This window comes from Enterobacter sp. 198 (assembly GCF_009025585.1).
In the GTDB taxonomy this organism is placed as follows: domain Bacteria; phylum Pseudomonadota; class Gammaproteobacteria; order Enterobacterales; family Enterobacteriaceae; genus Enterobacter; species Enterobacter ludwigii.
Genome location: NZ_WCIM01000034.1, coordinates 187915 through 214851, shown reverse-complemented (window position 1 = coordinate 214851; position 26937 = coordinate 187915). Strand labels below are relative to the sequence as shown.

The following is a 26937-nucleotide window of genomic DNA, read 5'->3' as shown; positions in this document are numbered from 1 at the left end:
GATTAACGTACCTTCAGCGTTGCCAGGCCAATCAGCACCAGCATCAGCGAAATAATCCAGAAGCGCACAATCACGCGCGGTTCCGGCCAGCCTTTCAGTTCATAGTGATGGTGAATCGGTGCCATACGGAAGATGCGCTGACCGCGCAGCTTGAAGGACCCGACCTGCAAAATCACTGAAAGGGTTTCAACCACAAATACCCCACCCATAATCACCAGCAGGAACTCCTGGCGCAGCAGTACGGCAATAATGCCCAGCGCGCCGCCCAGAGCCAGTGAACCGACGTCACCCATAAAGACCTGCGCCGGGTAGGTGTTGAACCACAGGAAGCCCAGTCCCGCCCCGACAATCGCCGTACAGACGATAACCAGTTCGCCTGCGTGTCGCAGGTATGGAATGTGCAGATAGTTAGCAAAGTTCATGTTACCGGTGGCCCACGCCACCAGCGCAAAACCGGCGGCGACGAAGACGGTTGGCATAATCGCCAGGCCATCCAGACCGTCGGTCAGGTTTACGGCGTTACCGGTGCCCACGATGACGAAGTAGGCCAGCAGAATGTAGAACAGTCCCAGCTGCGGCATCACGTCTTTAAAGAACGGCACCACCAGCTCGGTGGCGGGGGTGTCTTTTCCTGCCAGATACAGCGCGAAGGCCACGCCCAGCGCAATCACCGACATCCAGAAGTATTTCCAGCGGGCGATCAGACCTTTGGTGTCTTTACGCACGACCTTGCGGTAATCATCAACAAACCCAATGATGCCGTAGCCCACCAGCACGGTAAGTACGCACCAGACGTACGGGTTAGAGGGATAAGCCCACAGCAGTACGGAAACAACGATCGCGGTCAGGATCATGATCCCGCCCATGGTCGGCGTACCTCGCTTGCTGAAGTGCGACTCCGGACCGTCGTTACGCACAACCTGACCGAAGGAGAGTTTTTGCAGACGGGCAATCATGCGCGGGCCCATCCACAAAGAGATGAACAGCGCAGTCAGCAGGCTGACAATGGCGCGAAACGTCAGATAGGAAAAGACGTTAAAGCCTGAATAATATTTGACCAAATGTTCGGCCAGCCAAACTAACATGTCCCGTTCTCCTGTAATGCGTGCACAACCTCTTCCATGGCGGCACTACGTGAACCTTTCACTAACACAGTCACAATTTGTTTTTCTGTCATCAATGCCTTAAGGCGTTCAATCAGCGCGGCTTTATCGGCAAAGTGCTCGCCAACACCGCTGGCATGGCTAATCGCCTGGCTCAGTTTTCCGGCGCTCAGCACGCAATCAATACCTGCCGCTTTCGCCGCGTCCCCCACCTGGACATGACACGCTTCGCTTTCATCACCCAGCTCAGCCATATCGCCCACCACCAGCACGCGATAACCTGGCATCTCAGACAACACCTGCACCGCCGCGGTCATTGAGCCGACGTTCGCGTTATAGGAGTCATCCAGAAGCAGTTTGTTTTCCGCAAGCTGGATCGGGAACAGACGCCCCGGCACGGCTTTTAAATTTGCCAGACCGGTTTTAATCGCCTGATGCGACGCACCAACCGCCATCGACAGCGCCGCTGCCGCGAGCGCATTGGCGATATTATGACGACCCGGCAATGGCAGAAGCACCTCAATGCCACCGGTTGGGGTATTAAGGGTGAATTCCGTGCCATGCGAAGTCACATGAATATTGGTCGCGGTAAAATCACTGTTGGCCGCGTTCGGCGAGAAGCGCCAGGTCTTGCGGGAACCAATGATCTGTTGCCAGTTCAGCCAGTCATTGTTGTCGGCATTCATAATGGCGATACCGTCTTCCGGCAGGCCGGTATAGATCTCGCCTTTAGCTTTCGCCACGCCTTCCAGCGAACCAAAACCTTCCAGATGTGCAGCGGCCAGGTTATTCACCAGCGCTGCTTCCGGGCGCGTCAGTCTCACGGTCCAGGCGATTTCGCCCTGGTGGTTTGCCCCTAACTCGATCACGGCAAATTCATGCTCTTTGGTCAGGCGAAGTAATGTCATCGGCACGCCGATATCATTGTTAAGGTTGCCTGCTGTATAAAGCGTATTTCCGCACTGGCTCAGGATGGCCGCAGTCATCTCTTTCACAGAGGTTTTGCCTGATGAACCGGTCAGCGCGACGACGCGCGTCGGCACCTGCTGACGAACCCAGGCCGCCAGCTCGCCGAATGCCAGACGGGTATCTTTCACCACGATCTGCGGCAGATCGACAGCGAGTTTACGGCTGACCAGCAGCGCCCCTGCACCATTCTCCCTGGCCTGTTGTGCAAAATCATGCGCGTCAAAACGTTCGCCCTTCAGCGCCACAAACAGACAACCCGGGGTCACTTTGCGGGTATCGGTCGTCACGGCCTTGATGGTCAGATCGTGACCCAGCAGCTCGCCCTGCAGTACCGCAGCGGCCTGACTTAAGGTGATGCTAATCATGCCACGACTCCCAGCAGACGCGCGGCCGTGACGCGGTCCGAATAATCGAGACGACGGTTGCCAACAATCTGATAATCCTCATGGCCTTTCCCGGCCAGCAGCACAACGTCATTTTCCTGAGCCTGCATGATGGCGTTGGTCACGGCTTCCGCACGGCCTTCCACCACGCGGGCGCGGCCTGCATCCAGCATGCCCGACAGAATGTCGTTAATAATGGCGCGCGGCTCTTCAGTACGCGGGTTGTCATCGGTCACAACCGGAATATCCGCGAACTGTTCAGCAATGGCACCCATCAGTGGACGTTTGCCCTTATCACGGTCGCCACCGCAGCCAAACACACACCAGAGCTTACCGGTGCAGTGCAGACGCGCCGCTTCCAGCGCTTTTTCCAGTGCGTCCGGCGTGTGGGCATAATCGACCACCACAGTCGGTTTGCCCGGTGCGCTGAACACTTCCATACGGCCACATACCGGCTGCAAACGCTCAGCCGTTTCCAGCAGCGCGTTCATCGGATAACCCAGCGCCAGCAGCGTCGCCAGCGCCAGCAGCAGGTTGCTGACGTTAAACGCGCCCATCAGGCGGCTTTCAATTTCACCGTCACCCCATGAGGAGGTAAAACGAATGGTGGCGCCACTGTCGTGATAATCCACCGCAACCGCCTTCAGCCAGCGGCCGTGGCAGTTCGGGTTGATATGGTCTTCCATCGACACCGCAACCGCATCCGGCAGCTTCGCCAGCCAGCGGCGACCGACTTCGTCGTCAGCGTTGATGATGGCCTGTCCGCTATGGTGGGTGGAGTAGAGCAGCCATTTCGCCGCTTCGTAATGCTCCATATCACCATGATAATCAAGGTGATCGCGGCTCAGGTTAGTGAATACCGAGGCGGCAAACTTCAGCGCCGCCACGCGGTGCTGCACCAGACCGTGGGAAGAGACTTCCATCGCGGCAAAGGTTGCCCCCTGCCCTGCCAGGCCGGCCAGCACGTGCTGTACGTCGACTGCGGAGCCGGTGGTGTTTTCGGTCGGGCTCACTTTGCCCAACAGACCGTTACCGACAGTTCCCATGACCGCACCGGTTTCACCCAGCAGCTGCGCCCACTGCGCCATGAGCTGCGTGGTCGTGGTTTTGCCGTTTGTACCTGTCACGCCCACCAGACGCAGCCGATCGGACGGTTCGTGATAGAAACGTCCGGCCAGCGCAGAAAGACGCTCGTTTAACTGGCTGAGATAGATGACCGGCACCCCGTGCATTTCACGGATTTCACCGTCAGTTGCCTCATCTTTGGCCTCAGCAATAATGGCAGCAACACCTTGCGCAATCGCCTGCGGGATATAACGACGCCCGTCCGCCTGATGACCGACCACCGCCACAAAAAGATCGCCAGAAGCAGCCGCACGGCTGTCCAGTACCATCTCTCGCAGTGCTCGCTCCGGTGCATTAGGCACCCACGGAGCGAGAAGGTCGCGCAAATTACGATCTGCCACCTGTACCCTCGCCTTGATTAATTACAAATTCACTTTTCTCGCCCGTTGCCAGCGCATCCGGTTCGATGTTCATGGTGCGCAACACGCCGCCCATGATGGCCCCGAACACAGGCGCGGAAACGGCGCCGCCGTAGTATTTACCCGCCTGTGGATCGTTAATGACGACCACCAGCGCAAAACGCGGATTACTGGCAGGCGCAACGCCTGCGGTATAGGCAATGTATTTGTTGATGTAACGGCCGTCTGGCCCCACTTTTTTCGCGGTACCTGTTTTGATGGCGATGCGATAGCCTTTGATCGCCGCCTTCACGCCGCCGCCGCCAGGCAGCGCCACGCTTTCCATCATATGAACGACGGTACGAACGATGGATTCCGGGAAGATACGCTCACCTGGAACCGGTGGATCAACTTTGGTAATGGACAGCGGACGATAGACGCCATAGCTGCCAATCGTTGCGTAGACTCGCGCTAACTGTAACGGCGTTACCATTAGCCCGTAGCCGAAAGAGAAGGTGGCCCTCTCTATGTCAGACCACCGTTGTTTTTGAGGATATAAGCCACTGCGTTCTCCGACCAACCCCAAATTGGTCGCCTTTCCAAGCCCAAAACGTGAGTAAGTCTCTACTAACGCTGAGGACGGCATCGCTAACGCCAGCTTTGAAACGCCAACGTTACTCGACTTCTGTAAAACCCCGGTCAGGGTCAATTCGCTGTAGCGCGCCACGTCTTTAATCTCGTGGCCGTTAATACGGTAAGGGATCGTGTTCAGAACCGTGTTTTCATTGACGATGCCACGCTGGAGCGCCGTCATGACCACCATCGGTTTCACCGTGGACCCCGGTTCGAACACGTCGGTAATCGCCCGGTTACGCATCGCATCTTTTGCGGTGCCGGTAAAGTTGTTCGGGTTATAGGACGGGCTGTTGGCCATCGCCAGCACTTCGCCCGTACTGACGTCCACCAGCACGGCGCTGCCGGATTCCGCCTTGTTGAAAGCGACGGCGTTGTTCAGCTCGCGGTAGACCAATGCCTGCAGACGCTCATCAATACTCAGCGCCAGGTTGTGTGCCGCCTGACTGTCCGTGGAAGAGATATCTTCGATAACGCGGCCGTAGCGGTCTTTACGAACAATTCGCTCGCCAGGCTGGCCGGTGAGCCATTTATCGAAGCTTTTTTCAACGCCCTCAATCCCCTGGCTATCAACGTTGGTAAAGCCAATGAGGTGAGCGGTTACTTCGCCGGAAGGATAGTAGCGGCGGGATTCTTCACGAAGGTGAATACCCGGCAGCTTCAGCTTACGAATGTAGTCCGCCATGTCAGGGTTGACCTGACGCGCCAGATAGATAAAACGCCCTTTTGGATTGGCGTTGACGCGGGAAGCGAGCTGATCCAGCGGCATTTTCAGGGCATCCGAGAGCGCCTTCCAGCGGTTATCAAGCGTAATGCCACCCGCATCGTGCAGCTCTTTCGGATCGGCCCAGATGGCTTTAACCGGTACGCTCACGGCCAGTGGACGGCCTGAGCGGTCGGTGATCATCCCGCGGGACGTCGACACTTCCTGAACGCGAAGGGAACGCATGTCGCCCTGTCGAACCAGCATGTCAGGGGCGATGATTTGCAACCATGCCACGCGTCCCAGCAGGAAACCCAGCGCCAGTAAAATGCAGCCGCAAAGCAACGCAAAACGCCAACTGATAAAGTTGGCCTGTTCTTCCTGACGTTTTGGTTTAAGCGTTTTTGCCGCTGCTCTCATGCGTCGCGTTTTCCCTTATTTTTGTACTACAATATTTTCCTGAGAAGGATCAACATGCTGCAATTGCAGCTTTTCCGTTGCGATCCGTTCAACCCGGCTGTGATCGCCGAGCGCATTTTCTTCAAGGATCAGGTTTCGCCATTCAATATCCAGCGCATCGCGTTCCAGTACCATCTGCTCGCGTTGCGCAGTTAACAAGCGTGTGTGGTGGGCAGTCGTGACCACTGTGACGGCCGTGACAATGATGCAAATGAACAGACAGAGTGGCAGTTTCCCAAACCGCAAAAGATCGTCGCCGATCACGCCAGGCAAGGCATGGCGCTCGTTGCTTCCTAACGAATCCTTAACTTTGCTTAGGGTCTCTGTCACTCTGCCGATCATGCGTTCGTCCTCTCTGCAACACGCAGCACTGAACTACGGGCGCGTGGATTCTGTGCCACTTCTTCTTCGCCCGGCATCAACTTGCCTAATGCTCGCAACTGACGGCCACCCAGCTTCCTGAGTTGTTCTTCCGTCATCGGCAGCCCCGCTGGAACCTGTGGACCGCGGCTTTGTTCACGCATAAAGCGCTTCACAATGCGGTCTTCCAGCGAATGGAAGCTGATGATGGATAACCGCCCACCCGGGGCCAGCACGTCGAGCGAGCTTTTTAGCGCCAGCTCTATTTCCTCCAGTTCACTGTTTACCCAGATGCGAACCGCCTGGAAGGTACGGGTCGCGGGATGTTTGTGCTTATCCTTCACCGGCGTCGCTGCCGCGATCACCTCGGCCAGCTCTTTCGTGCGGGTCATCGGCTCAATGCGATTACGCTCAACGATGGCGCGCGCGATACGCTTGCCAAAACGCTCTTCGCCGAAGGTTTTGATCACCCAGGCAATATCCGCTTCGTCCGCGGTCTGTAACCACTCGGCGGCAGACTGACCGCGAGTAGGATCCATGCGCATGTCCAGTGGACCATCGCGCATAAAGGAGAAGCCGCGTTCAGCATCATCAAGCTGGGGTGAAGAGACGCCAAGATCGAGAAGGATTCCGTCGATCTTGCCCGTCAGGCCGCGCTCGGCAACATAATCAGCAAGCGCAGAGAAAGGTCCATGCACGATGGAAAAGCGTGGGTCATCGATGGTTTGCGCAACGGCAATCGCCTGCGGATCGCGATCGATTGCCAGCAGACGCCCTTCCGCTCCAAGCTGGGAGAGGATTAAGCGCGAGTGGCCACCGCGACCAAAAGTGCCATCAATGTAGATGCCGTCCGGACGAATATTCAGGCCGTTAACGGCCTCATCCAGCAGCACCGTTTTGTGTTTGTAATTTTCCATCATATTTATAGAGACAAGTCCTGCAGCCGTTCCGATAATGTCGCGGAATCAGACTGCTCAGCGTCGATATCTTCCTTGACCTGTTGATACCAGGTCGTTTCATCCCACAGTTCAAACTTGTTGAACTGCCCGACCAGCATCACTTCTTTGGTCAGACCGGCATGTTGCCGTAACACAGGGGCAATCAGTAATCGCCCTGCGCTATCCATCTGACATTCACTGGCATGTCCCAATAACAGCCGCTGCACGCGGCGTTCCTGCGGGTTCATGCTCGACAGTCGCGACAGCTTTTGCTCAATAATTTCCCATTCAGGTAAGGGGTAAAGCAGCAGGCAGGGGGAGTTGATGTCAATGGTGCAAACCATTTGACCCGTAGCGTTCTCAATCAGCTGGTCGCGGTATCGGGTTGGTACCGATAAACGCCCTTTGCTGTCGAGATTGACTAACGTAGCTCCACGGAACATGCCAGTCTCACCCCTCCTCACCACTTTAACCCACAAATTCCCACCTAAAGGAGTTTACGGAGCGAGGGAAAAGCTTGTCAAGCCAGGACTCTCCCTATACAGGCCCGAAAGGCCTCTATTTACAGAGATAAACAGTCCTGGTTAATAACTGCACAACTGGCGAGGCAAAATTAACGTTATGAATATTTGTAAGAAAAAAACCGAATATGCACACTAGCGTTAAGGCTCACTCAATATCATCGCAGATAAATATAAAGTGTCAGTTTGCGACGCGGGCAGCATTTTATGACAGATTCTCAGGGGATAACAGCGCCAGATTCACCCCAGGGCTCGCGAAACGCGGCGGTTGCCGTGCAAGCTGGCACAGGAGAAGGAAAAACGTCTGAATATTCATCGCCGGAAGAGGGTTTGTAACAAAATAATACAAAGACAGGCATTTAAAATCGTTTAAACGTCCTTTAAAGGAACCCTTAAACGCCAAAATGAATTAAGAAAAATAGCAGAAGGTAAATTCGCAAGAATTATCCTAATTTCTCTACGGGAATTATCCCGGCGAATTATTTCGTCAAAAGGGGGCAGATTTCTCCGCCCCGTCATTTCATTTATGGCGGCTCAGAATTCCGCGATGGTAAAGATTACGTTTAATTCGCGTCAGACCCGGCTTCGGTTTACGCGGCTCGTCCAGACTTGCCAGCACAATTTCCAGCACGCGTTCAGCCACATCACGATGGCGTTGAGCCACCGCCAGAACCGGGCACTGGAGGAAGTCGAGCAGCTCGTTATCACCGAAGGTCGCGATGGCCAGGTCGGAAGGCAGTTTACCCTCACGGCGTAAGGTCACATCCATCACCCCCTGCAGCAGAGCAAATGAGGTGGTGAATAACGCCTGCGGCATCGGGTGCGTTTCCAGCCATTTCTCGAAAAGCTGTGCGGCCGCTTCACGTTCATAGCTGTTGGCATAGAGGTAGTGCACCTCACGGGGATCGTCTTTCCAGGCGGTTCTGAACCCCTGTTCACGCAGGAAGCTGACTGACAGTTCAGGCAGCGCCCCCAGATACAGCACCGTTTCAGCCGGGAAGGTTCTCAGCTCTGCCGCCAGCATCTCGGCATCATCCTGATCGGCACCGACGACGCTCGTGAAATGCTCCCTGTCGAGCGCACGATCCAGCGCCACAATCGGGAATGGGTCGTTCGCCCAGCGTTGATAGAATGGGTGTTCAGGCGGTAAAGAGGTGGAGACGATGATGGCATCGACCTGACGCTGGAGCAGATGCTCAATACAGCGCATCTCGTTGTCGGGCTGGTCTTCCGAGCAGGCAATCAGCAACTGATAGCCACGCTGGCGCGCCTGACGTTCAAGATAGTTGGCGATACGGGTATAGCTGGTGTTTTCCAGATCCGGGATCACCAGACCAATAGAGCGGGTGCGTCCGGCACGCAGGCCGGCTGCGACAGCATTCGGATGGTAGTTATGTTCACGAACCACCGCCATAACTTTTTCAACGGTCTTATCGCTGACACGGTACTGCTTTGCTTTACCGTTAATCACATAGCTGGCCGTTGTTCGTGACACGCCGGCTAGCCGGGCGATTTCATCCAGTTTCACAATTGCCCCTTAAAAAAAGAAAAGAGTCCATGGCCTTGGCAAGGTTATGGTTAAATCTTTTAACATCTAAACGCAGAATAGCCTTCGCGGCAACCGCTTTTATCTCTGTTGTCGGCTGATTACACAAAAAAAAAGCCCGGCTTTGGTGACCGGGCAGAAAGAGGCGAACCTTTTAGACAACTAACGCATGATCTTATCGCCGCGTGACAGGCCAACAACCCCCGATCTCGCAACCTCAACAATTTTTGCCACATCCCGTACAGATGCCAGGAAGGCATCCAGCTTGTCACTCGTTCCGGCCAGCTGAACCGTATATATAGAAGGCGTGACGTCTATAATCTGCCCACGGAAGATATCCGTGTTACGTTTCACTTCCTCACGCCCGTAACCGCTGGCCTGGATTTTCACCAGCATGACCTCTCGCTCAACGTAGGCACCCTGCCCCAGCTCGCTGACGCGCAGAACATCGACCAGCTTATGCAGCTGTTTCTCGATCTGCTCAAGCACTTTGGCATCGCCGACGGTCTGGATGGTCATGCGCGACAGCGTCGGATCGTCAGTCGGCGCAACGGTGAGGCTTTCAATGTTATAGCCGCGCTGTGCAAAAAGGCCAATGACGCGCGACAGTGCGCCAGACTCGTTTTCCAGTAAAACAGATAATATCCGGCGCATATCAGGTTCTCTCCGTTTTGCTTAACCACATTTCATCCATACCACCACCGCGAATATGCATCGGGTATACGTGCTCGGTGCCATCAACAATGACATCCATAAAAACGAGGCGGTTATTTTTAACGTGCTCAAGCGCTTCACCGAGCTTCGTTTCCAGCTCTGCCGGATCGGTCACTCGCATCCCAATATGGCCGTAGGCTTCAGCCAGACGAACAAAGTCCGGCAGTGACGTCATGTAGGACTGAGAGTGACGACCAGAGTAGATCATGTCCTGCCACTGCTTCACCATCCCGAGATAACCGTTATTCAGGTTCAGCACCAGTACCGGCAGCTCATACTGAAGGGCCGTCGACAGCTCCTGGATGTTCATCTGAATACTGCCGTCTCCCGTCACGCAGACGACGGTTTCGTCAGGCAGAGCCAGCTTGACGCCCAGTGCGGCAGGCAAGCCAAAGCCCATCGTTCCTAACCCTCCGGAGTTAATCCAGTGGCGCGGTTTATCAAACGGATAATAAAGGGCGGCAAACATCTGATGCTGACCCACGTCAGACGTCACGTATGCCTCGCCTTTCGTCAGCCGCCAGATAGTTTCGATCACCGCCTGCGGCTTAATGCTGTCGCTTTGCGTGTCATACTTCAGGCACTGACGCGCACGCCATTGTTCGATCTGCTGCCACCAGTCACGGATCTCATCCAGCGGCTGGGAAGGGGGCTCCTGTGCCAGCAGATCCAGCATTTGCTCCAGCACCTGGCGGGCATCACCGACGATCGGCACATCCGCAGACACCGTTTTCGAAATAGAAGTGGGATCGATATCAATATGAAGCACGGTGGCGTTCGGGCAGTATTTCGCCAGATTGTTGGTGGTGCGATCGTCAAAGCGCACGCCGACGGCAAAGATCACATCGGAATGGTGCATCGTCATGTTGGCTTCATAGGTACCGTGCATACCCAGCATCCCCAGAGCCTGACGGTGAGTTGCCGGGAAAGCGCCCAGCCCCATCAGCGACGACGCAACGGGAAGATTGAGTTTCTCGATAAGCTCCCGAAGCTGCCCTTCACAGGCAGAATTGATTGCCCCACCACCGACATAGACTACCGGTTTTTTGGCGGCCAGCAGCGTTTGCAAGGCACGTTTGATCTGCCCCTTGTGGCCCTGCGTCGTTGGGTTGTATGAGCGCATGCTCACCGACTCCGGCCAGACATAAGGAAGCTTGTTCGCCGGGTTCAAGATATCTTTCGGCAGATCGACCACCACCGGGCCGGGACGCCCGCTTGCTGCCAGCCAGAAGGCTTTTTTCAATATCCCCGGGATGTCTTCAGTTTGCTTAACCAGGAAGCTGTGCTTCACAACGGGACGCGAAATCCCCACCATGTCGCACTCCTGGAACGCGTCGTAGCCGATCAGTGACGTCGCCACTTGGCCGGAAAGAATAACCAGCGGGATAGAGTCCATATACGCCGTGGCAATGCCGGTGATGGCGTTTGTCGCGCCGGGACCGGACGTCACTAATACCACGCCTACTTCACCTGTCGCGCGGGCCAGCCCGTCAGCCATATGTACCGCCGCCTGCTCGTGGCGTACTAAAACATGGTCAATGCCGCCTACCGTATGAAGCGCATCATAAATATCCAGGACTGCGCCTCCGGGATAACCGAACACTTGCTTCACGCCCTGATCGATTAACGATCGGACGACCATTTCCGCGCCAGACAACATCTCCATGCTTTGCCTCCAGGCATTTTGTTATAGACGAGCTGCAGAATTCATTTCCGCACCGTCTTACGACTGGGTTAAACCAATCTTATATTTTGCAGAGTGATCGTTACCTTAACCGCTCGTTATGAGGCAGGCAATTAGCAGACCGGGTGAGCTAAACGGTTCGCAAAGCAGAAAAAACAGGTATTAAGGAAGGATATGGTCAATTCATCTGGTATTAGAGGATGAGATGATTAATCATCGCTGAAAAGCGCGTCGATTCAGGAAATCATCTATTTTTGCGAGCCAGAGAGCAGTAAGAAAAAATTCACAACAGAATAAAATAACAATAACAGAGAAAAAACCAGGATAAATCACACGCGAAAATGCAATTTATCCTGATGCGCTTATCGACGGCAAATACTGATCAGCAACTCTTCCATCCACTGGTGCCCTTTATCCCGACCGGCGGCTTCATGCCAGGAGAGATAGCAGGTACGGCTATTCAGCTTGAGCGGCAACGGCAACATTTGCAGTTGTAGTTGTAGTTGACCGGAAAACTCCTCAGCCAGCCAGCGTGGTGCAATAGCCACCAGATGTGTCTGCGAGACCACGTTCAATACGCTGACCATTGCCATTCCCTGATAAGCAACGCTTGCCTGTTTATCCGCCGTGTCATACCACGGCAGGCTAAAGGAAGCATATCTGTCGAGCGCAACAACAGCATGCTGCTCACTATAAACGTCACTTTCCCGAAGCGGAGAATTGAGTCGGGGGTGTTTTTTACTGGCGACCAACACCATTTCATCTTTAAACAGCGGAACGCAAGAAAATTCGGGACGTCGAAATTCTTCATATCCCAGAACGAACTCGGTCTCCTGGTAGCGTAACTGATGCTCTGTGTTTTGATTTAAGGATGATTTAAAAACCAGATGGATATTGGGAGCGATCTCTTCAACTTTATTATAAATAATCGACGTCAAATAATTATCTAACGGACTGCAAACACAAAGATTGAATACACGCTCACTGCTTAAAGGTTCAAAGCCTGACCCTGGCAGCTCGTTCTGAACCAGCTGCAACGCCTGACGGATAGAGCCGAATAACTGGAATGCCCGTGCGGTAGGCTGTATTCCTCTCCCGTAACGAACGAATAACTCGTCGTTAAACATAACCTTAAGTCTGGCAACAGCATTACTGACCGCGGGCTGAGACATCCCCAACGTATGGGCCGCCCGGGTGATATTCTGCTCCTGCATGACAGCATCAAATACCGTGAGCAGATTAAGGTCCACCGTACGTAACTGCGGTTTAATCCCATCAGTAGTTTGAGGTTGTTTAATATTAATTTCTGGCACTTCTGACTCCACTGTCACGCTACACTCCCTTTGCCAACGTACTGTAATAATTCCGAAGAATATGATTTACCATGCATATACGATCAGCGAAAGAGAATTATTTTAAATTCGGAAAATATAAAGAACAGTTTAGCGAAAATGACTTTTCGCCGCTGACAAACGATAAAATAAACACCACTGCAAATGATATGATTCACTTTAGGATTTGAATGAAACCATAAACCAGGCCAATATACAATCGTCAGCGGGTTAATGATGTTTTAAGTATTATTAAACTGTTATTGCAACCCCGATTAAATAAGTTAACAATCTGTAATAACCATAAGACATCCGAAGTGATAAAAAACATTCACCGCATTTATAACTTAATGATATCAAACCCATTTGCGCCCCACACAATTGAGTAGCGAACTTTTAAGTTATTCATCACAATTATATTCAATTATTTCTGCAACCTTTTTCTCAGTCCAAAATTAGACAATTTGTAGGGTCGGAAAAGCAAAACCCAGCACAATTAGCTAAAGCACATATCCTGTCAACCTGGCCAGCCGGGTGCGTTTTTGCCTGCAGGGGTTGACATGCACAGTCGTATCCAGTACCACTAAAAGCATATTGAATTTAACGGAGCACGATTCATGATTCGCACCATTCGTTTCACCGGTCTACTACTACTAAACGCATCCACTGTGCGCGGTAGACTGGCGGGCGAAATTCAGCGTTGAATCGTCACCAGTAAGACTAAAAACCCGCGCCACTGCGCGGGTTTTTTTATGCTCGTAGCAAGGCGCCCTAAGACTGACAAGGACCTAACCCATGAGCCAGCAAGTCATTATTTTCGATACAACTTTACGTGACGGTGAACAGGCATTACAGGCAAGCCTGAGTGTGAAAGAGAAACTGCAGATCGCGCTGGCTCTCGAACGTATGGGTGTCGACGTGATGGAGGTCGGTTTCCCTGTCTCTTCTCCGGGTGACTTCGAATCCGTGCAGACCATTGCGCGTACCATTAAGAACAGCCGCGTCTGTGGCCTGGCACGCTGTGTGGAAAAAGATATCGATGTTGCAGCCGAGTCGTTGAAGGTTGCCGAAGCATTCCGTATTCATACCTTTATTGCTACCTCTCCTATGCACATTGCCACCAAGCTGCGCAGCACGCTGGATGAGGTCATTGAGCGCGCGGTCTACATGGTCAAACGTGCCCGTAACTACACGGATGACGTTGAATTCTCCTGTGAAGATGCTGGCCGTACGCCGATTGAAGATTTGGCGCGCGTGGTGGAAGCTGCCATCAATGCGGGCGCTAAAACCATCAACATCCCGGACACTGTCGGCTACACCATGCCGTTTGAGTTCTCCAACATCATTACCGGTCTGTATGAACGCGTACCAAACATTGATCAAGCGATTATCTCCGTACATACCCACGATGACCTGGGGCTGGCCGTTGGCAACGCCATCGCTGCGGTGCACGCCGGTGCACGTCAGGTAGAAGGCGCGATGAACGGCATCGGTGAACGTGCAGGTAACTGTTCACTGGAAGAAGTGATCATGGCGATCAAAGTGCGCAAAGACATCATGAATGTGCATACCCGCATCAATCACAACGAAATCTGGCGTACCAGCCAGACCGTCAGCCAGATCTGCAACATGCCCATCCCGGCTAACAAGGCGATTGTGGGTACCGGCGCCTTTGCGCACTCCTCCGGTATTCATCAGGATGGCGTGCTGAAAAACCGTGAAAACTACGAAATCATGACCCCGGAATCCATCGGCCTGAACCAGGTTCAGTTGAACCTGACCTCCCGTTCCGGTCGTGCGGCGGTGAAACACCGTATGGAAGAGATGGGTTATAAGGACAGCGATTACAACATGGATCAGCTGTACGACGCCTTCCTGAAGCTGGCCGATAAAAAAGGTCAGGTATTCGACTATGACCTGGAAGCGCTGGCCTTCATCAATAAACAGCAGGAAGAGCCTGAGCACTTCCGCCTCGATTACTTCAGCGTGCAGTCAGGCTCCAGCGACATTGCGACTGCCTCGGTCAAACTGGCCTGTGGCGAAGACATTAAGGCCGAAGCGGCAAACGGCAATGGCCCGGTTGATGCCATTTACCGCGCAATTAACCGCGTCACCGAATACGACGTAGAGCTGGTGAAATATGACCTGACAGCCAAGGGCCACGGTGAGAATGCCCTGGGTCAGGTTGATATCGTGGTCACCCACAATGGCCGTCGTTTCCACGGTGTGGGCCTGGCGACGGATATTGTTGAATCCTCCGCGAAGGCGATGGTCCACGTGCTGAACAACATCTGGCGCGCCGCTGAAGTTGAAAAAGAGTTGCAACGCAAAGCTCAGAATAAAGAGAACAACAAGGAAACCGTGTAATGTCGAAGAATTACCATATTGCTGTGTTACCGGGTGACGGTATTGGCCCGGAAGTGATGGCACAGGCGCTGAAAGTACTGGAAGCCGTTCGTTCACGTTTTGCGATGAAAATCTCCACCAGCCACTATGATGTGGGCGGTATCGCCATCGATAATCACGGTACTCCGCTGCCAAAAGCGACCGTTGAAGGGTGTGAAAATGCGGATGCAGTGCTGTTTGGCTCCGTGGGTGGCCCTAAATGGGAACACCTGCCGCCCGCCGGGCAGCCTGAGCGCGGCGCGCTGCTGCCACTGCGTAAACATTTTAAATTGTTCAGCAACCTGCGTCCGGCGAAGCTGTACCAGGGGCTGGAAACGTTCTGTCCGCTGCGTGCAGATATCGCGGCTAACGGCTTTGACATCCTGTGCGTGCGTGAACTGACCGGCGGGATCTACTTCGGGCAGCCTAAAGGGCGCGAAGGCAGCGGTCAGCATGAAAAAGCCTTTGATACTGAGGTCTATCACCGTTTTGAAATTGAACGTATCGCCCATATCGCCTTTGAGTCGGCGCGCAAACGTCGTCATAAAGTGACGTCTATCGATAAAGCGAACGTTCTGCAGTCTTCTATTTTGTGGCGTGAAATCGTCAGTGAAGTCGCGAAACAGTATCCGGATGTCGAACTGTCCCATATGTACATCGACAACGCGACCATGCAGCTGATTAAAGATCCGTCGCAGTTTGACGTTCTGCTGTGTTCCAACCTGTTCGGCGATATTCTCTCGGACGAGTGCGCAATGATCACAGGCTCTATGGGGATGTTGCCATCAGCCAGCCTCAATGAAGAGGGATTTGGCCTGTACGAACCTGCTGGCGGCTCCGCGCCCGATATCGCTGGCAAAAACATTGCCAACCCGATTGCGCAGATCCTCTCCCTGGCCTTGCTGTTGCGCTACAGCCTTGATGCCGGTGATGCAGCAACCGCAATTGAAAACGCCATTAACCGTGCGTTAGAAGAAGGTGTCCGTACCGGTGATTTAGCACGCGGCACGGCGGCAGTCAGTACCGATGAAATGGGCGACATTATTGCCCGCTATGTCGCTGAAGGGGTGTAATCATGGCGAAAACGTTATATGAAAAATTGTTTGATGCGCACGTAGTTTACGAGGCACCAAACGAAACCCCACTGTTGTATATCGATCGCCATCTGGTGCACGAGGTTACCTCCCCTCAGGCATTCGACGGACTGCGTGCGCATAAGCGCCCGGTGCGCCAGCCAGGTAAAACCTTCGCGACAATGGATCACAACGTCTCCACGCAAACCAAAGATATCAATGCGTCGGGTGAAATGGCGCGTATCCAGATGCAGGAGCTGATCAAAAACTGCAATGAATTTGGCGTCGAGCTCTACGATCTGAACCACCCGTATCAGGGTATCGTCCACGTGATGGGGCCAGAACAGGGCATCACCCTGCCAGGCATGACCATTGTCTGCGGTGACTCCCACACGGCCACCCACGGCGCGTTTGGGGCCCTGGCGTTCGGTATTGGTACCTCTGAAGTTGAACATGTTCTGGCGACGCAGACCCTGAAACAGGGCCGCGCCAAAACCATGAAGATTGAAGTGAAAGGCAAAGCGGCCCCGGGCATTACCGCCAAAGACATCGTGCTGGCCATCATCGGTAAAACCGGCAGCGCAGGCGGCACCGGTCACGTGGTTGAATTCTGCGGTGAAGCCATCCAGGCACTGAGCATGGAGGGCCGTATGACGCTCTGCAACATGGCCATTGAGATGGGGGCAAAAGCGGGCCTGGTTGCGCCAGACGAAACAACCTTCAGCTATGTGAAGGGCCGTCTGCACGCGCCGAAAGACCAGGATTTTATTGAGGCGGTTGCGTACTGGAAAACCCTGAAAACCGACGATGGTGCGACGTTTGACACCGTGGTTACGCTACAGGCGGAAGACATTGCGCCACAGATCACCTGGGGAACCAACCCGGGCCAGGTGATTTCCGTTAACGATAATATTCCTGACCCGGCCTCTTTCACCGATCCGGTCGAGCGCGCCAGTGCGGAAAAAGCGCTGGCCTATATGGGTCTGAAGCCAGGCATTCCGTTGACTGACGTGACCATTGATAAAGTGTTTATCGGCTCCTGCACCAACTCCCGTATCGAAGATTTGCGCGCGGCGGCCGAGATTGCCAAAGGCCGTAAAGTGGCACCTGGCGTTCAGGCGCTGGTTGTGCCGGGCTCTGGCCCGGTGAAAGCCCAGGCGGAAGCTGAAGGCCTGGATAAGATCTTTATCGAAGCGGGCTTCGAATGGCGCCTGCCTGGCTGCTCCATGTGCCTGGCCATGAACAATGACCGCCTGAATCCTGGCGAGCGTTGTGCCTCCACCAGTAACCGTAACTTTGAAGGCCGTCAGGGCCGCGGTGGGCGTACTCACCTGGTCAGCCCGGCAATGGCCGCCGCTGCGGCAGTGACCGGTCATTTCGCCGATATTCGCAGCCTGAAATAAGGAGACAATCATGGCAGAGAAATTTACCCAACATACGGGCCGGGTTGTCCCACTGGACGCCGCTAACGTCGACACTGACGCCATCATTCCAAAGCAGTTTTTGCAGAAGGTGACCCGTACCGGGTTTGGCGCGCATCTGTTTAACGACTGGCGCTTCCTGGACGACAAAGGCGAAGTGCCCAATCCCGAGTTCGTGCTGAACTTCCCGGAGTTTAAAGGCGCATCGATTCTGCTGGCGCGTGAAAACTTTGGCTGCGGCTCTTCCCGTGAACATGCACCCTGGGCGCTCACCGACTACGGGTTTAAAGTGGTTATCGCCCCAAGCTTTGCCGATATCTTCTACGGCAACAGCTTCAATAACCAGCTGCTGCCGGTGACGCTGAGCGATGCGCAGGTAGACGAATTGTTCGCCCTGGTGAAGGCAAATCCTGGGATTTCGTTTGAAGTGGATCTGGAAGCGGAAGTGGTGAAAGCGGGTGATAAATCCTACAGCTTCAGCATTGACGCCTTTCGTCGTCACTGCATGTTGAATGGCCTGGACAGTATTGGCCTGACGCTGCAGCACGAAGATGCCATCTCCGCCTATGAGCAAAAACAGCCTGCGTTTATGGGGTAGGCTGCGTACCATCCCGGTGAAGATCAACATCGTCCAACAAAATGGTGCTGTACACCATCAATGTTAATTGATGTGGGCCTCATTACTGTTTGCCTCTTGCGTCAGCCTGAGGCAAACAGCCTCGGCTGACGCCACGCGCTCTATGCGCCTTCTCAGACCCTGTCAGAAAATCGTTTTATTGCGTGAAGCAGCCTTCCAGAATCACACATCTTTTACCCGGCAGGTTAGCACCAGCGTCACCACGGAAATGGCCGCAATCATCCAGTACACTGACGCGTGACCGTAGGTTTGTGACAACGCCCCCTGAATCACCCCTGCCAGAATAACGCCCGTTGAAATGCTGTTGGTAAAGAGCGTAGTGGCAGAGCCTGCCCGTCCCGGCATTAAGTCCTGGAACCAGAGCATCCCAATCCCGGCCACGATGCCAATAAACACGGCGTTAAACAGCTGCAGCGCAAGCAGTGCTTCGCGCGAATGGAAGACGATCAGCCCCAGATAAAAAAGCACTCCCGCCGCCACGGCGACGATCATCATGCGGCGTTTTCCAAAACGCTTAACGTAATAACCCGCCAGGATCATCGCCGGAATTTCCAGGCCGGCAGCCGTCCCCATCAGGATCCCCGCAAGCTTGTCCGGCAACCCCAGATCGCTGCTGATCCACAGCGGCATATCAATGATGTACATGGTGTTGCAGGTCCACATCAGCATGGACGCGATAAACAGCATGCGGACGTTTTTATCCTGCCAGCCGCTCACCTGGGTGATGGGTTTATCGGTCGTCTGCTCCACTCGCGCCACCGAGGGTAGCGCAAAGGCAATCAGTATCAGGCTGATGACAAAAATGCCGGCAGCGATGGAAAACATGGTGGTAAAGCCATAGTTCAGCGCCAGCATAAACGCCAGCGGCGGGCCGATCACCCAGGCCAGAGAGAGCTGCGCACGCATGACCGAGCTGAACATCACCACTTCCCGCGCCGAGTTATCCGCGTATTCACGGGCCAGCGCGAACAGCTGCGGCATGGCGGTATTGGCGAGCGACGCCAGAAGCACGCCGCAGGTAATCAGCGTCAGGTAATGGCGATTGAAGGCAAACAGCAGCGCGTTACCCACGGCCATGGCGCAGCAAAAGAGGATCAGTTTGCGACGATCGCCCCGATTGTCCGATCGTTTTGCCAGTGCCAGACTGACCAGGATCCCGGCGATGGCGTTCACGGTATAAAACAGCCCCACCCAAAACGGCTGCGCCCCCACCTCACGGCTGAGAAACAGACTCAGCGTCGGAGCCTGCAATGCCCCCGCCACGCCCATCATAAAGGCCACCAGCATAAAAGCGGCATACACGCCGTTCAGGCGTCGCCCCATCGTCATCAACCAGAGCATGCGCAAGTCCTTGTGAAAGCGAATCGAAAGTGGGTGAATAGTAAACGAAAAAAGCCAGCAAAAACATTTTGCTGGCGGGTGAGAAGCACCAATACTCAGTCACACATGATCGAGGCGAGTTAGCAAGAAGAGGTCGGTTTCGTAACGTCCCACTGCATCAGATCTTCCAGGATTTTCAACCGTTGCTCTGCACACTGGCGGGCCAGCCAGGACGCTCCCTGCGTCGCTGAAAAATAACGCTGATAAAACTGACGTGCGGTAGACCTCTTCATAATTTACCTCCTCACTTCATCGGGAAGAATTATTGGCCTAATATAGGGATTAATAAATTGCTGATTTTTTGTCAGGAGTTCCCCTTTTATGCCCTCTGGTCGTCTGCAACAACAATTTATCCGCCTCTGGCAATGCTGCGAGGGGCGATCGCAGGAGACCACGCTGAACGAGCTGGCGGACCTGCTCAGCTGTTCGCGCCGGCACATGCGCACGCTGCTTAATACCATGCAGCAGCAGGGCTGGCTCAACTGGGAGGCCGAGGCGGGTCGCGGAAAACGCTCGCGCCTGACCTTCCTGTATACCGGGCTGGCGTTGCAGCAGCAGCGGGCGGAAGACCTGCTGGAACAGGACCGCATCGACCAGCTGGTGCAGCTGGTGGGGGACAAAGCGGCAGTACGCCAGATGCTGGTGTCGCATCTCGGGCGCAGCTTTCGTCAGGGTCGCCACATTCTGCGGGTGCTCTACTATCGACCAATGAAAAACCTGTTACCCGGCACGGCGTTACGCCGCTCTGAAACCCATATGGCCCGACAAATATTCAGCGGCCTGACGCGCATAAATGAGGAAAATGGGGAACTGGAAGCGGATATTGCGCACCACTGGCAGCAACTTTCTCCTCTTCACTGGCGCTTCTTTCTACGTCCTGGTATTCATTTCCACCACGGCCGCGAGCTGGAGATGGTCGATGTGATTGCCTCTTTAGAGCGCGCCTGCACGCTCCCGCTCTATTCCCATATTTCACGCGTTCACTCCCCTACGGCATGGACACTGGATGTTGAACTGTCTCAGCCGGACAAATGGCTTCCGTGGCTGCTGGGCTATGTACCGTCGATGATTTTGCCCGGTGAATGGGAATCGATGAATAATTTTGCCAGCCTGCCGATTGGCACCGGCCCCTACTCTGTATCGCGCAATAACAACAACCAGCTGAAAATCCGCGCTTTTGATGACTATTTTGGCTACCGGGCGCTGATCGATGAAGTGAACGTGTGGGTATTACCGGATCTCAATGAAGAGCTGAGCGCCGGGCTGACGCTGGAAGGGCCCACCACGGGCGAAAAGGCCGTGGAGAGCCGGCTCGAAGAAGGGTGCTACTACCTGCTGTTCGACAGCCGTACCCATCGCGGGGCAAACCATGAGGTGCGCAAATGGATAAGCCACGTGTTGTCGCCCTCCAGCCTGATTTATCATGCGGAGGAGCAGTACCAAACCTACTGGTTCCCGGCGTATGGTCTGCTTCCTCGCTGGCATCACGCCCGTCCGACATACTGCGACAAGCCCGCCGGGCTGGAGTCCATCACCCTGACCTACTATCGCGAGCACGTTGAACACCGCTTTATCGCCAGAATCTTGACCCGACTGCTGGCCGCCGTTGGGGTGAGACTGGATGTCAAAGAGGTGGATTACGATGAATGGCATCAGGGGGAGATCGTCAGCGACATCTGGCTCAACAGCGCCAACTTTACCCTGCCGCTTGATTTCTCGCTCTTCTCTCACCTGTATGAGGTCCCGCTTATCCAGCACTGCATAGACCGGGACTGGCAGCAGGACGCGGCCCTCTGGCGCGCCGGCGACATGAATCTGGCCTCATGGTGCCAGCAGTTGCTGGCTGAACAAGCGATCGTGCCGTTGATCCATCACTGGCTGATGATCCAGGGGCAGCGTAGTATGCGCGGTGTCAGAATGAATACGCTGGGCTGGTTTGATTTTAAATCCGCCTGGTTTTCCCCGCCGGAGCCATAACACTTTCGTAATATTTGCCAAATCATTACAATAGCGCCGTTCTCAACGGGGTGCTGCATCACTGATGTGCGCTGAGATAATACCCGTCGAACCTGATCCGGATAACGCCGGCGAAGGGATTTGAGGCTGTCACTCAAAATCCTTTGCCACTCAACCTTGAGGTGCAAAGTGTTAAAAAAAGTTCTCCCCCTTCTGGCGCTGTTTGCGCTGCCTGCCGTCGCGAAGCCCGTCCTGACGGTCTACACCTACGACTCCTTCTCAGCCGACTGGGGTCCGGGTCCGGTGGTGAAAAAAGCCTTTGAAGCTGACTGTCAGTGCGAACTGAAGTTCGTGGCGCTAGAAGATGGCGTCTCTCTGCTTAACCGCCTGCGCATGGAAGGCAAAAACAGTAAAGCCGATGTGGTGCTTGGGCTGGATAACAACCTGCTGGAGGCCGCCTCGAAAACCAAACTGTTTGCCAAAAGCGGCGTCGCCACCGATGCCGTCAGCGTCCCGGGCGGCTGGCAGAACGACACCTTTGTGCCGTTCGATTACGGTTACTTCGCGTTTGTTTACGACAAAAACAAGCTTAAAAACCCGCCGAAAAGCCTGAAGGAACTGGTCGAAAGCGAGCAGAAATGGCGCGTTATTTATGAAGATCCTCGCACCAGTACGCCAGGCCTGGGGCTGCTGCTGTGGATGCAGAAAGTCTACGGCGATGACGCTCCGCAAGCGTGGCAGAAGCTGGCCGCCAAAACCGTCACCGTGACAAAAGGCTGGAGCGAAGCCTACGGTCTGTTCCTGAAAGGGGAAAGTGATCTGGTTCTGAGCTACACCACCTCCCCGGCTTACCACATCATCGCCGAGAAGAAAGACAATTACGCCGCCGCCAGTTTTGCTGAAGGGCACTATCTGCAGGTCGAAGTGGCAGCCCGCACGGCATCCAGCAAACAGCCCGAACTGGCCGAGAAGTTCCTGAAATTTATGGTCTCCCCGGCATTCCAGAACGCCATTCCAGCGGGTAACTGGATGTACCCCGTGACCAGCGTGACGTTGCCAGCGGGCTTTGAGAAACTGACCAAACCGCAAACCTCGCTGGAGTTTACGCCTCAGCAGGTTGCCGCGCAGCGAGCAGCATGGGTAAGTGAATGGCAACGCGCCGTCAGCCGTTAATTCCCGGCTGGTTAATTCCTGGGCTGCTCGCCGCCGTATTGATGGTGGCGGTCAGTCTGGGCGCATTCCTTGCCTTGTGGTTTAACGCGCCAGAGAGCGACCTGTTCGCGCTCTGGCACGACAGTTATCTCTGGCACGTTATCCGTTTCTCTTTCTGGCAGGCCTTTCTCTCTGCGCTGCTGTCGGTTATCCCCGCCATTTTCCTGGCACGCGCGCTTTATCGCCGCCGTTTTCCCGGCAGGCAGGCCCTGCTGCGCCTGTGCGCCATGACGCTGATCCTGCCGGTCCTGGTGGCCGTGTTTGGCATCCTGAGCGTCTATGGCCGTCAGGGGTGGCTGGCTTCACTTTTCAGCCTGATGGGTCTGGAGTGGCGCTTCTCGCCCTACGGACTGAAGGGCATTCTGCTGGCGCACATCTTTTTCAATATGCCGATGGCGACCAGACTCTTTTTACAGGCACTGGAAAACATCCCCGGTGAACAGCGCCAGCTTGCCGCCCAGTTGGGCATGCGCGGTATGTCCTTCTTCCGCCTGGTCGAATGGCCGTGGCTGCGTCGTCAGATCCCGCCGGTTGCGGCTCTGATCTTTATGCTCTGTTTCGCCAGTTTTGCCACCGTGCTTTCACTCGGCGGCGGCCCGCAGGCCACCACCATCGAACTGGCAATTTACCAGGCGCTCAGTTACGACTATGACCCCGGCCGCGCTGCGCTGCTGGCGATGGTGCAGATGGTTTGCTGCCTGTGCCTTGTGCTGCTGAGCCAGCGTCTGAGCAAAGCCATCCCGCCGGGCAGTAATCAGATAACCGGCTGGCGCGACCCGCAGGACAGCATGCATAGCCGGATCGCTGATCTGCTGCTTATCACGCTGGCGCTGCTGCTTCTGCTTCCGCCGCTGATGGCCGTCATCGTCGATGGCCTGAACCTGAATCTCGTTACCGTGATGCAGCAGCCCGTTCTCTGGCAGGCAACGTGGACCTCGTTACGGATCGCGCTCGCCGCCGGGCTGCTGTGTGTCATGCTGACCATGATGCTTTTATGGAGCAGCCGCGAGCTTTACGCGCGTCAGGCCCGTAAAGCCGGGCACGCCCTGGAGCTGACAGGCATGCTGATCCTGGCGATGCCCGGCATTGTACTGGCGACGGGGTTCTTTTTACTGTTCAACAGCACTATTGGCCTGCCGGAAAACGCCGACGGCATCGTGATTTTCACCAATGCCCTGATGGCGATCCCCTACGCGCTGAAGGTGCTGGAAAATCCGATGCGAGACATCAACAGCCGCTACGCGCTGCTGTGCCATTCGCTCGGTCTGCAGGGCTGGCAGCGGCTAAAGATTATCGAACTGCGTGCGCTGAAACGCCCGCTGGCCCAGGCTCTGGCCTTCGCCTGTGTGCTCTCAATTGGTGATTTTGGTGTCGTGGCGCTTTTCGGTAATGAAGATTTCCGCACCCTGCCGTACTGGCTGTACCAGCAAATTGGCTCCTATCGTAGCCAGGAGGGAGCCGTCACGGCGCTGCTGTTACTGGTGCTCTGCTTTGCCTTATTTACCGTTATCGAAAAACTTCCGGGGCGTAATGTTAAAACTGACTGATGTAACCTGGCTCTACCAGCATCTGCCAATGCGCTTCTCCCTTTCGGTTCGTCAGGGAGAGATGATTGCGGTTCTGGGTCCGAGCGGGGCCGGAAAGAGTACTTTGCTCAATCTGATTGCCGGTTTTCTGCAACCGGCGAGCGGGTCGATAGTGATTGAAAACCGCGACCATACGCGCACGCCACCCGCCCGACGTCCGGTGTCGATGCTGTTCCAGGAAAACAATCTGTTCATGCATCTGACGGTGCGGCAAAACATCGCCCTGGGTATGGATCCTGGCCTGAAACTCAACGACGGTCAGCGCCAGAAGCTGGAGCTGATTGCCGCTCAGATGGGCATTACCGCGTTTATTGACCGCCTCCCCGAAGCCCTCTCCGGCGGGCAGCGTCAGCGGGTGGCGCTGGCGCGCTGCCTGGTGCGCGAGCAGCCCATACTGCTTCTGGATGAGCCCTTCTCTGCACTCGATCCTGCCTTGCGCCAGGAGATGCTTACCCTGGTGCAGGACGTGTGCCAGCGTCAGCAACTGACAATGCTGATGGTTTCGCACAGCATCGAGGATGCCGCGCGGATTGCGCCACGATCGGTGGTCATTGCAGAAGGGAGAATTGCCTGGGATGGCGGCACAGAGGAACTGCTCAGTGGTCACGCAGGGGCGTCTTCATTGTTGGGCATCAGTGCGGGCTGACCCTCTCCCACGGGAGAGGGAAACAAATTAACGGCTCACCACCTTCAAGAGAATTTCACCGTACACCGGCATCAGCGGGTGGCGAATCAGGGCGACCAGCGCCACCACGGCAACCCCCAGCATTAACGGCGCGAGCCACAACAGGCGCGAGCGTGGCAGATAACGCGTCAGGCGATCAACATTCGCTTTCGCGCTGCGCCACAGTCGCCAGCACAGCCAGGCAGCGATCCACAACAGCAGGGCCGTAGCCAGCAACAACCACTTAAACTCGCCACTTTGCATTCCGTCAGGAATATCAACGGTGGCCCCTGCCAGGATCCCCGGCAGAAAGTAGAACGGCGGCCAGAAAACACAGCCGATGATGTTCGGCACCACGAATTTCGCAACAGGCAGATCCAGCATCCCCGCGACCATCGGCACCAGCGGACGCGTTGGTCCAACAAAGCGACCGACGAGGATCGTGAACATGCTGTGCTGATGCAGCGCGTGTTCGGTTTTATCCAGCAAGGCTTTGTTCTTTTTCATGAACGACCAGCGGTGCAGCGGTTTCTTAAAGCGCCAGCCCAGCCAGAAGGAGATCCAGTCGCCAAGTAAACAGCCAATAATCCCCGCCATCCACGCCTGCCAGAAATTCACTTCACCGCTGCCAATCAACGCGCCCAGCCCCGCCATCATCACCGTGCCGGGGAGGATCAACCCAACAAGTGCAAGCGATTCCAGAAACGCCACCAGCGCAACGGCGATAAGCGAATACATAACGGACTGGGTGATAAAATGTTCCAGCAATGCCTGCATAACTATTCCGGTCAGAAAACGAATCAGGGATTCTGCTTAGCGCCCTGCACCGCGTCAAGACAACAATTGTCTGAATAGTTTACAGGTTGCTTCCACAGTTCACCTGCTTGTTTATCTTTTTTTACCGTTTATTCACATCCTGCCCGGAATTCACTGGGGCTGGCACCGGTGCATTTTTTAAATACCCGGGAGAAATAGAGCTGATCTTCAAAGCCCACATTGCGCCCCACGGTGGCAATGGGCATGCGGGTGGTGCTGAGCAGGAGCTTCGCCTGGCTGATACGCTGGTCCTCACGCCAGCTCAGAACGCTAACGCCCAGCTGCTGACGGAACAGATGTGACAGCCGCGACGGTGAGAGACACACATGCTGGGCGACGCTGGCGATATCGAACTGGCTGTCGGCCAGATGGTCGCTGATGTACTGGCAGGCGTCGCGCACGCGGTTGTCCAGCGGAGGATTAAGTGACGCGTTTATCGCCTCCATCCGGCGCAACAGCACCTGTTCAAGCAGATTAATCGCCAGCAGTTCGGCATACCGGCCACCCGCCTGCCCCGCTTCAATAATTTGGGCAAAGAGTTCGCGGAACTGAGCCAGATGAACCTCGTCCGGGCGATAAAAACCGGTGTGCGCAAAAATAGCCGGCCACGAGAGCCACTCCTGCCAGTAGGCGCGCGGGCGGAAGTAGACCCACTGGTGATACCACTCTTTGGCCTCCGGGTGACGCCCGTAGTGGTGGATCTCTCCCGGCGGAAACAGCAGCATATCGCCCGGACGGCAGACAAACTGCTGATCGTTATTTTTGATAATCCCTTCCCCACGCACCGTCAGGTTCAGAATATACCCTTTCATCCCGAGCGGTCGGTCGACGTAAAAATCGAGATATCCCTCAGCCTCGATAGGGGTCAGCCCCGCCACCAGGTGAGCATTAAACGAGTAGCCCGGTAATAAGGGATCGTTTTGCGTTTCGGCCATAGATTCAGTTCTCCCAAGGGTCCTGAAGGAAACCAATTGTCCATATCGATAAAAGCAGTATAAAA

General features: G+C 55.0%; 24 protein-coding genes and 1 riboswitch. Of the genes, 9 read left to right on the top strand and 15 right to left on the bottom strand.

The window, feature by feature from the left end:
- Positions 1–2 precede the first annotated feature (2 nt).
- The 11 genes from mraY to leuO all read right to left on the bottom strand — a co-directional run bounded on the left by mraY (position 3) and on the right by leuO (position 12789).
- Positions 3–1085, bottom strand: coding sequence for a phospho-N-acetylmuramoyl-pentapeptide-transferase (gene mraY, locus F8561_RS23570; RefSeq protein WP_008501985.1), 1083 nt, complete (start codon positions 1083–1085; stop codon positions 3–5).
- Positions 1079–2437, bottom strand: coding sequence for a UDP-N-acetylmuramoyl-tripeptide--D-alanyl-D-alanine ligase (murF, locus tag F8561_RS23565; protein WP_151888033.1), 1359 nt, complete (start codon positions 2435–2437; stop codon positions 1079–1081). Before murF ends, mraY begins: the two co-directional genes overlap by 7 nt.
- On the bottom strand, positions 2434–3921 hold the full coding sequence (gene murE / locus F8561_RS23560; RefSeq protein ID WP_032679622.1) for a UDP-N-acetylmuramoyl-L-alanyl-D-glutamate--2,6-diaminopimelate ligase: 1488 nt from the start codon (positions 3919–3921) through the stop codon (positions 2434–2436). Before murE ends, murF begins: the two co-directional genes overlap by 4 nt.
- On the bottom strand, positions 3908–5674 hold the full coding sequence (locus F8561_RS23555; protein ID WP_014168624.1) for a peptidoglycan glycosyltransferase FtsI: 1767 nt from the start codon (positions 5672–5674) through the stop codon (positions 3908–3910). Before F8561_RS23555 ends, murE begins: the two co-directional genes overlap by 14 nt.
- Before the next feature lie 15 nt (positions 5675–5689).
- Positions 5690–6055: a cell division protein FtsL gene (gene ftsL, locus F8561_RS23550; RefSeq protein ID WP_008501989.1), complete on the bottom strand. Its 366-nt coding sequence runs from the start codon at positions 6053–6055 to the stop codon at positions 5690–5692.
- A complete protein-coding gene (gene rsmH / locus F8561_RS23545) occupies positions 6052–6993 on the bottom strand; it encodes a 16S rRNA (cytosine(1402)-N(4))-methyltransferase RsmH (protein WP_014168623.1) in 942 nt (313 codons plus the stop codon). The genes ftsL and rsmH overlap by 4 nt, the downstream gene beginning before the upstream one ends.
- Positions 6994–6995: 2 nt before the next feature.
- Positions 6996–7454 carry a division/cell wall cluster transcriptional repressor MraZ gene (gene mraZ, locus F8561_RS23540; protein WP_025205427.1) on the bottom strand — a complete coding sequence of 153 codons (459 nt, stop codon included), beginning with the start codon at positions 7452–7454 and terminating at the stop codon, positions 6996–6998.
- Between the two features lie 598 nt (positions 7455–8052).
- Positions 8053–9060 carry a catabolite repressor/activator gene (gene cra, locus F8561_RS23535; protein WP_014168621.1) on the bottom strand — a complete coding sequence of 336 codons (1008 nt, stop codon included), beginning with the start codon at positions 9058–9060 and terminating at the stop codon, positions 8053–8055.
- Between the two features lie 180 nt (positions 9061–9240).
- Positions 9241–9732, bottom strand: a complete 492-nt coding sequence (gene ilvN / locus F8561_RS23530) for an acetolactate synthase small subunit (RefSeq protein ID WP_003856371.1) — start codon at positions 9730–9732, stop codon at positions 9241–9243.
- Position 9733: 1 nt separating this feature from the next.
- Positions 9734–11458 carry an acetolactate synthase 3 large subunit gene (ilvI, locus tag F8561_RS23525; RefSeq protein ID WP_014168620.1) on the bottom strand — a complete coding sequence of 575 codons (1725 nt, stop codon included), beginning with the start codon at positions 11456–11458 and terminating at the stop codon, positions 9734–9736.
- A gap of 380 nt (positions 11459–11838) precedes the next feature.
- Entirely contained in the window at positions 11839–12789 is a 951-nt protein-coding gene (leuO, locus tag F8561_RS23520) for a transcriptional regulator LeuO (protein WP_151888056.1), read from the bottom strand.
- 635 nt (positions 12790–13424) lie between these two features.
- Here leuO and leuL point away from each other — a divergent pair.
- From leuL to leuD, 5 genes are all read left to right on the top strand, one after another.
- Entirely contained in the window at positions 13425–13511 is an 87-nt protein-coding gene (gene leuL, locus F8561_RS24690) for a leu operon leader peptide (protein WP_071530973.1), read from the top strand.
- Between the two features lie 91 nt (positions 13512–13602).
- Complete coding sequence (gene leuA, locus F8561_RS23510) at positions 13603–15174, top strand: 2-isopropylmalate synthase (RefSeq protein WP_014168617.1); 1572 nt, start codon at positions 13603–13605, stop codon at positions 15172–15174.
- Entirely contained in the window at positions 15174–16265 is a 1092-nt protein-coding gene (gene leuB / locus F8561_RS23505) for a 3-isopropylmalate dehydrogenase (RefSeq protein ID WP_020882572.1), read from the top strand. The genes leuA and leuB overlap by 1 nt, the downstream gene beginning before the upstream one ends.
- Positions 16266–16267: 2 nt before the next feature.
- Positions 16268–17668: a 3-isopropylmalate dehydratase large subunit gene (gene leuC / locus F8561_RS23500; protein ID WP_151888032.1), complete on the top strand. Its 1401-nt coding sequence runs from the start codon at positions 16268–16270 to the stop codon at positions 17666–17668.
- 10 nt (positions 17669–17678) lie between these two features.
- Positions 17679–18284 carry a 3-isopropylmalate dehydratase small subunit gene (gene leuD, locus F8561_RS23495; RefSeq protein WP_014168614.1) on the top strand — a complete coding sequence of 202 codons (606 nt, stop codon included), beginning with the start codon at positions 17679–17681 and terminating at the stop codon, positions 18282–18284.
- A 201-nt stretch (positions 18285–18485) separates the two neighbouring features.
- Here leuD and F8561_RS23490 read toward each other — a convergent pair whose 3' ends face one another.
- The gene (locus F8561_RS23490) at positions 18486–19664 is read right to left on the bottom strand and encodes a sugar efflux transporter (protein WP_020882570.1); all 1179 of its coding nucleotides are present in this window, start codon (positions 19662–19664) and stop codon (positions 18486–18488) included.
- A gap of 119 nt (positions 19665–19783) precedes the next feature.
- A complete protein-coding gene (gene sgrT / locus F8561_RS23485; protein WP_014168612.1) occupies positions 19784–19936 on the bottom strand; it encodes a glucose uptake inhibitor SgrT in 153 nt (50 codons plus the stop codon).
- 88 nt (positions 19937–20024) lie between these two features.
- Between sgrT and sgrR the strand changes: the two genes are divergently transcribed.
- From sgrR to thiQ, 4 genes are all read left to right on the top strand, one after another.
- Positions 20025–21680 carry an HTH-type transcriptional regulator SgrR gene (sgrR, locus tag F8561_RS23480; RefSeq protein WP_151888031.1) on the top strand — a complete coding sequence of 552 codons (1656 nt, stop codon included), beginning with the start codon at positions 20025–20027 and terminating at the stop codon, positions 21678–21680.
- A 36-nt stretch (positions 21681–21716) separates the two neighbouring features.
- Positions 21717–21817: riboswitch (TPP riboswitch) on the top strand.
- A gap of 31 nt (positions 21818–21848) precedes the next feature.
- Positions 21849–22832: a thiamine ABC transporter substrate binding subunit gene (gene thiB, locus F8561_RS23475; RefSeq protein ID WP_047743403.1), complete on the top strand. Its 984-nt coding sequence runs from the start codon at positions 21849–21851 to the stop codon at positions 22830–22832.
- On the top strand, positions 22808–24418 hold the full coding sequence (thiP, locus tag F8561_RS23470) for a thiamine/thiamine pyrophosphate ABC transporter permease ThiP (protein ID WP_047743401.1): 1611 nt from the start codon (positions 22808–22810) through the stop codon (positions 24416–24418). The genes thiB and thiP overlap by 25 nt, the downstream gene beginning before the upstream one ends.
- Positions 24402–25103 (top strand): thiamine ABC transporter ATP-binding protein ThiQ, encoded by a 702-nt coding sequence (gene thiQ / locus F8561_RS23465; protein ID WP_020882567.1) that lies wholly within the window; start codon positions 24402–24404, stop codon positions 25101–25103. Before thiP ends, thiQ begins: the two co-directional genes overlap by 17 nt.
- A gap of 27 nt (positions 25104–25130) precedes the next feature.
- Here the strand turns inward: thiQ and F8561_RS23460 are convergent, their stop codons facing one another.
- Both F8561_RS23460 and araC read right to left on the bottom strand, forming a co-directional pair.
- Positions 25131–25898: a DedA family protein gene (locus tag F8561_RS23460; RefSeq protein ID WP_014168607.1), complete on the bottom strand. Its 768-nt coding sequence runs from the start codon at positions 25896–25898 to the stop codon at positions 25131–25133.
- Between the two features lie 128 nt (positions 25899–26026).
- A complete protein-coding gene (araC, locus tag F8561_RS23455) occupies positions 26027–26872 on the bottom strand; it encodes an arabinose operon transcriptional regulator AraC (protein WP_025205437.1) in 846 nt (281 codons plus the stop codon).
- Positions 26873–26937: the final 65 nt, after the last annotated feature.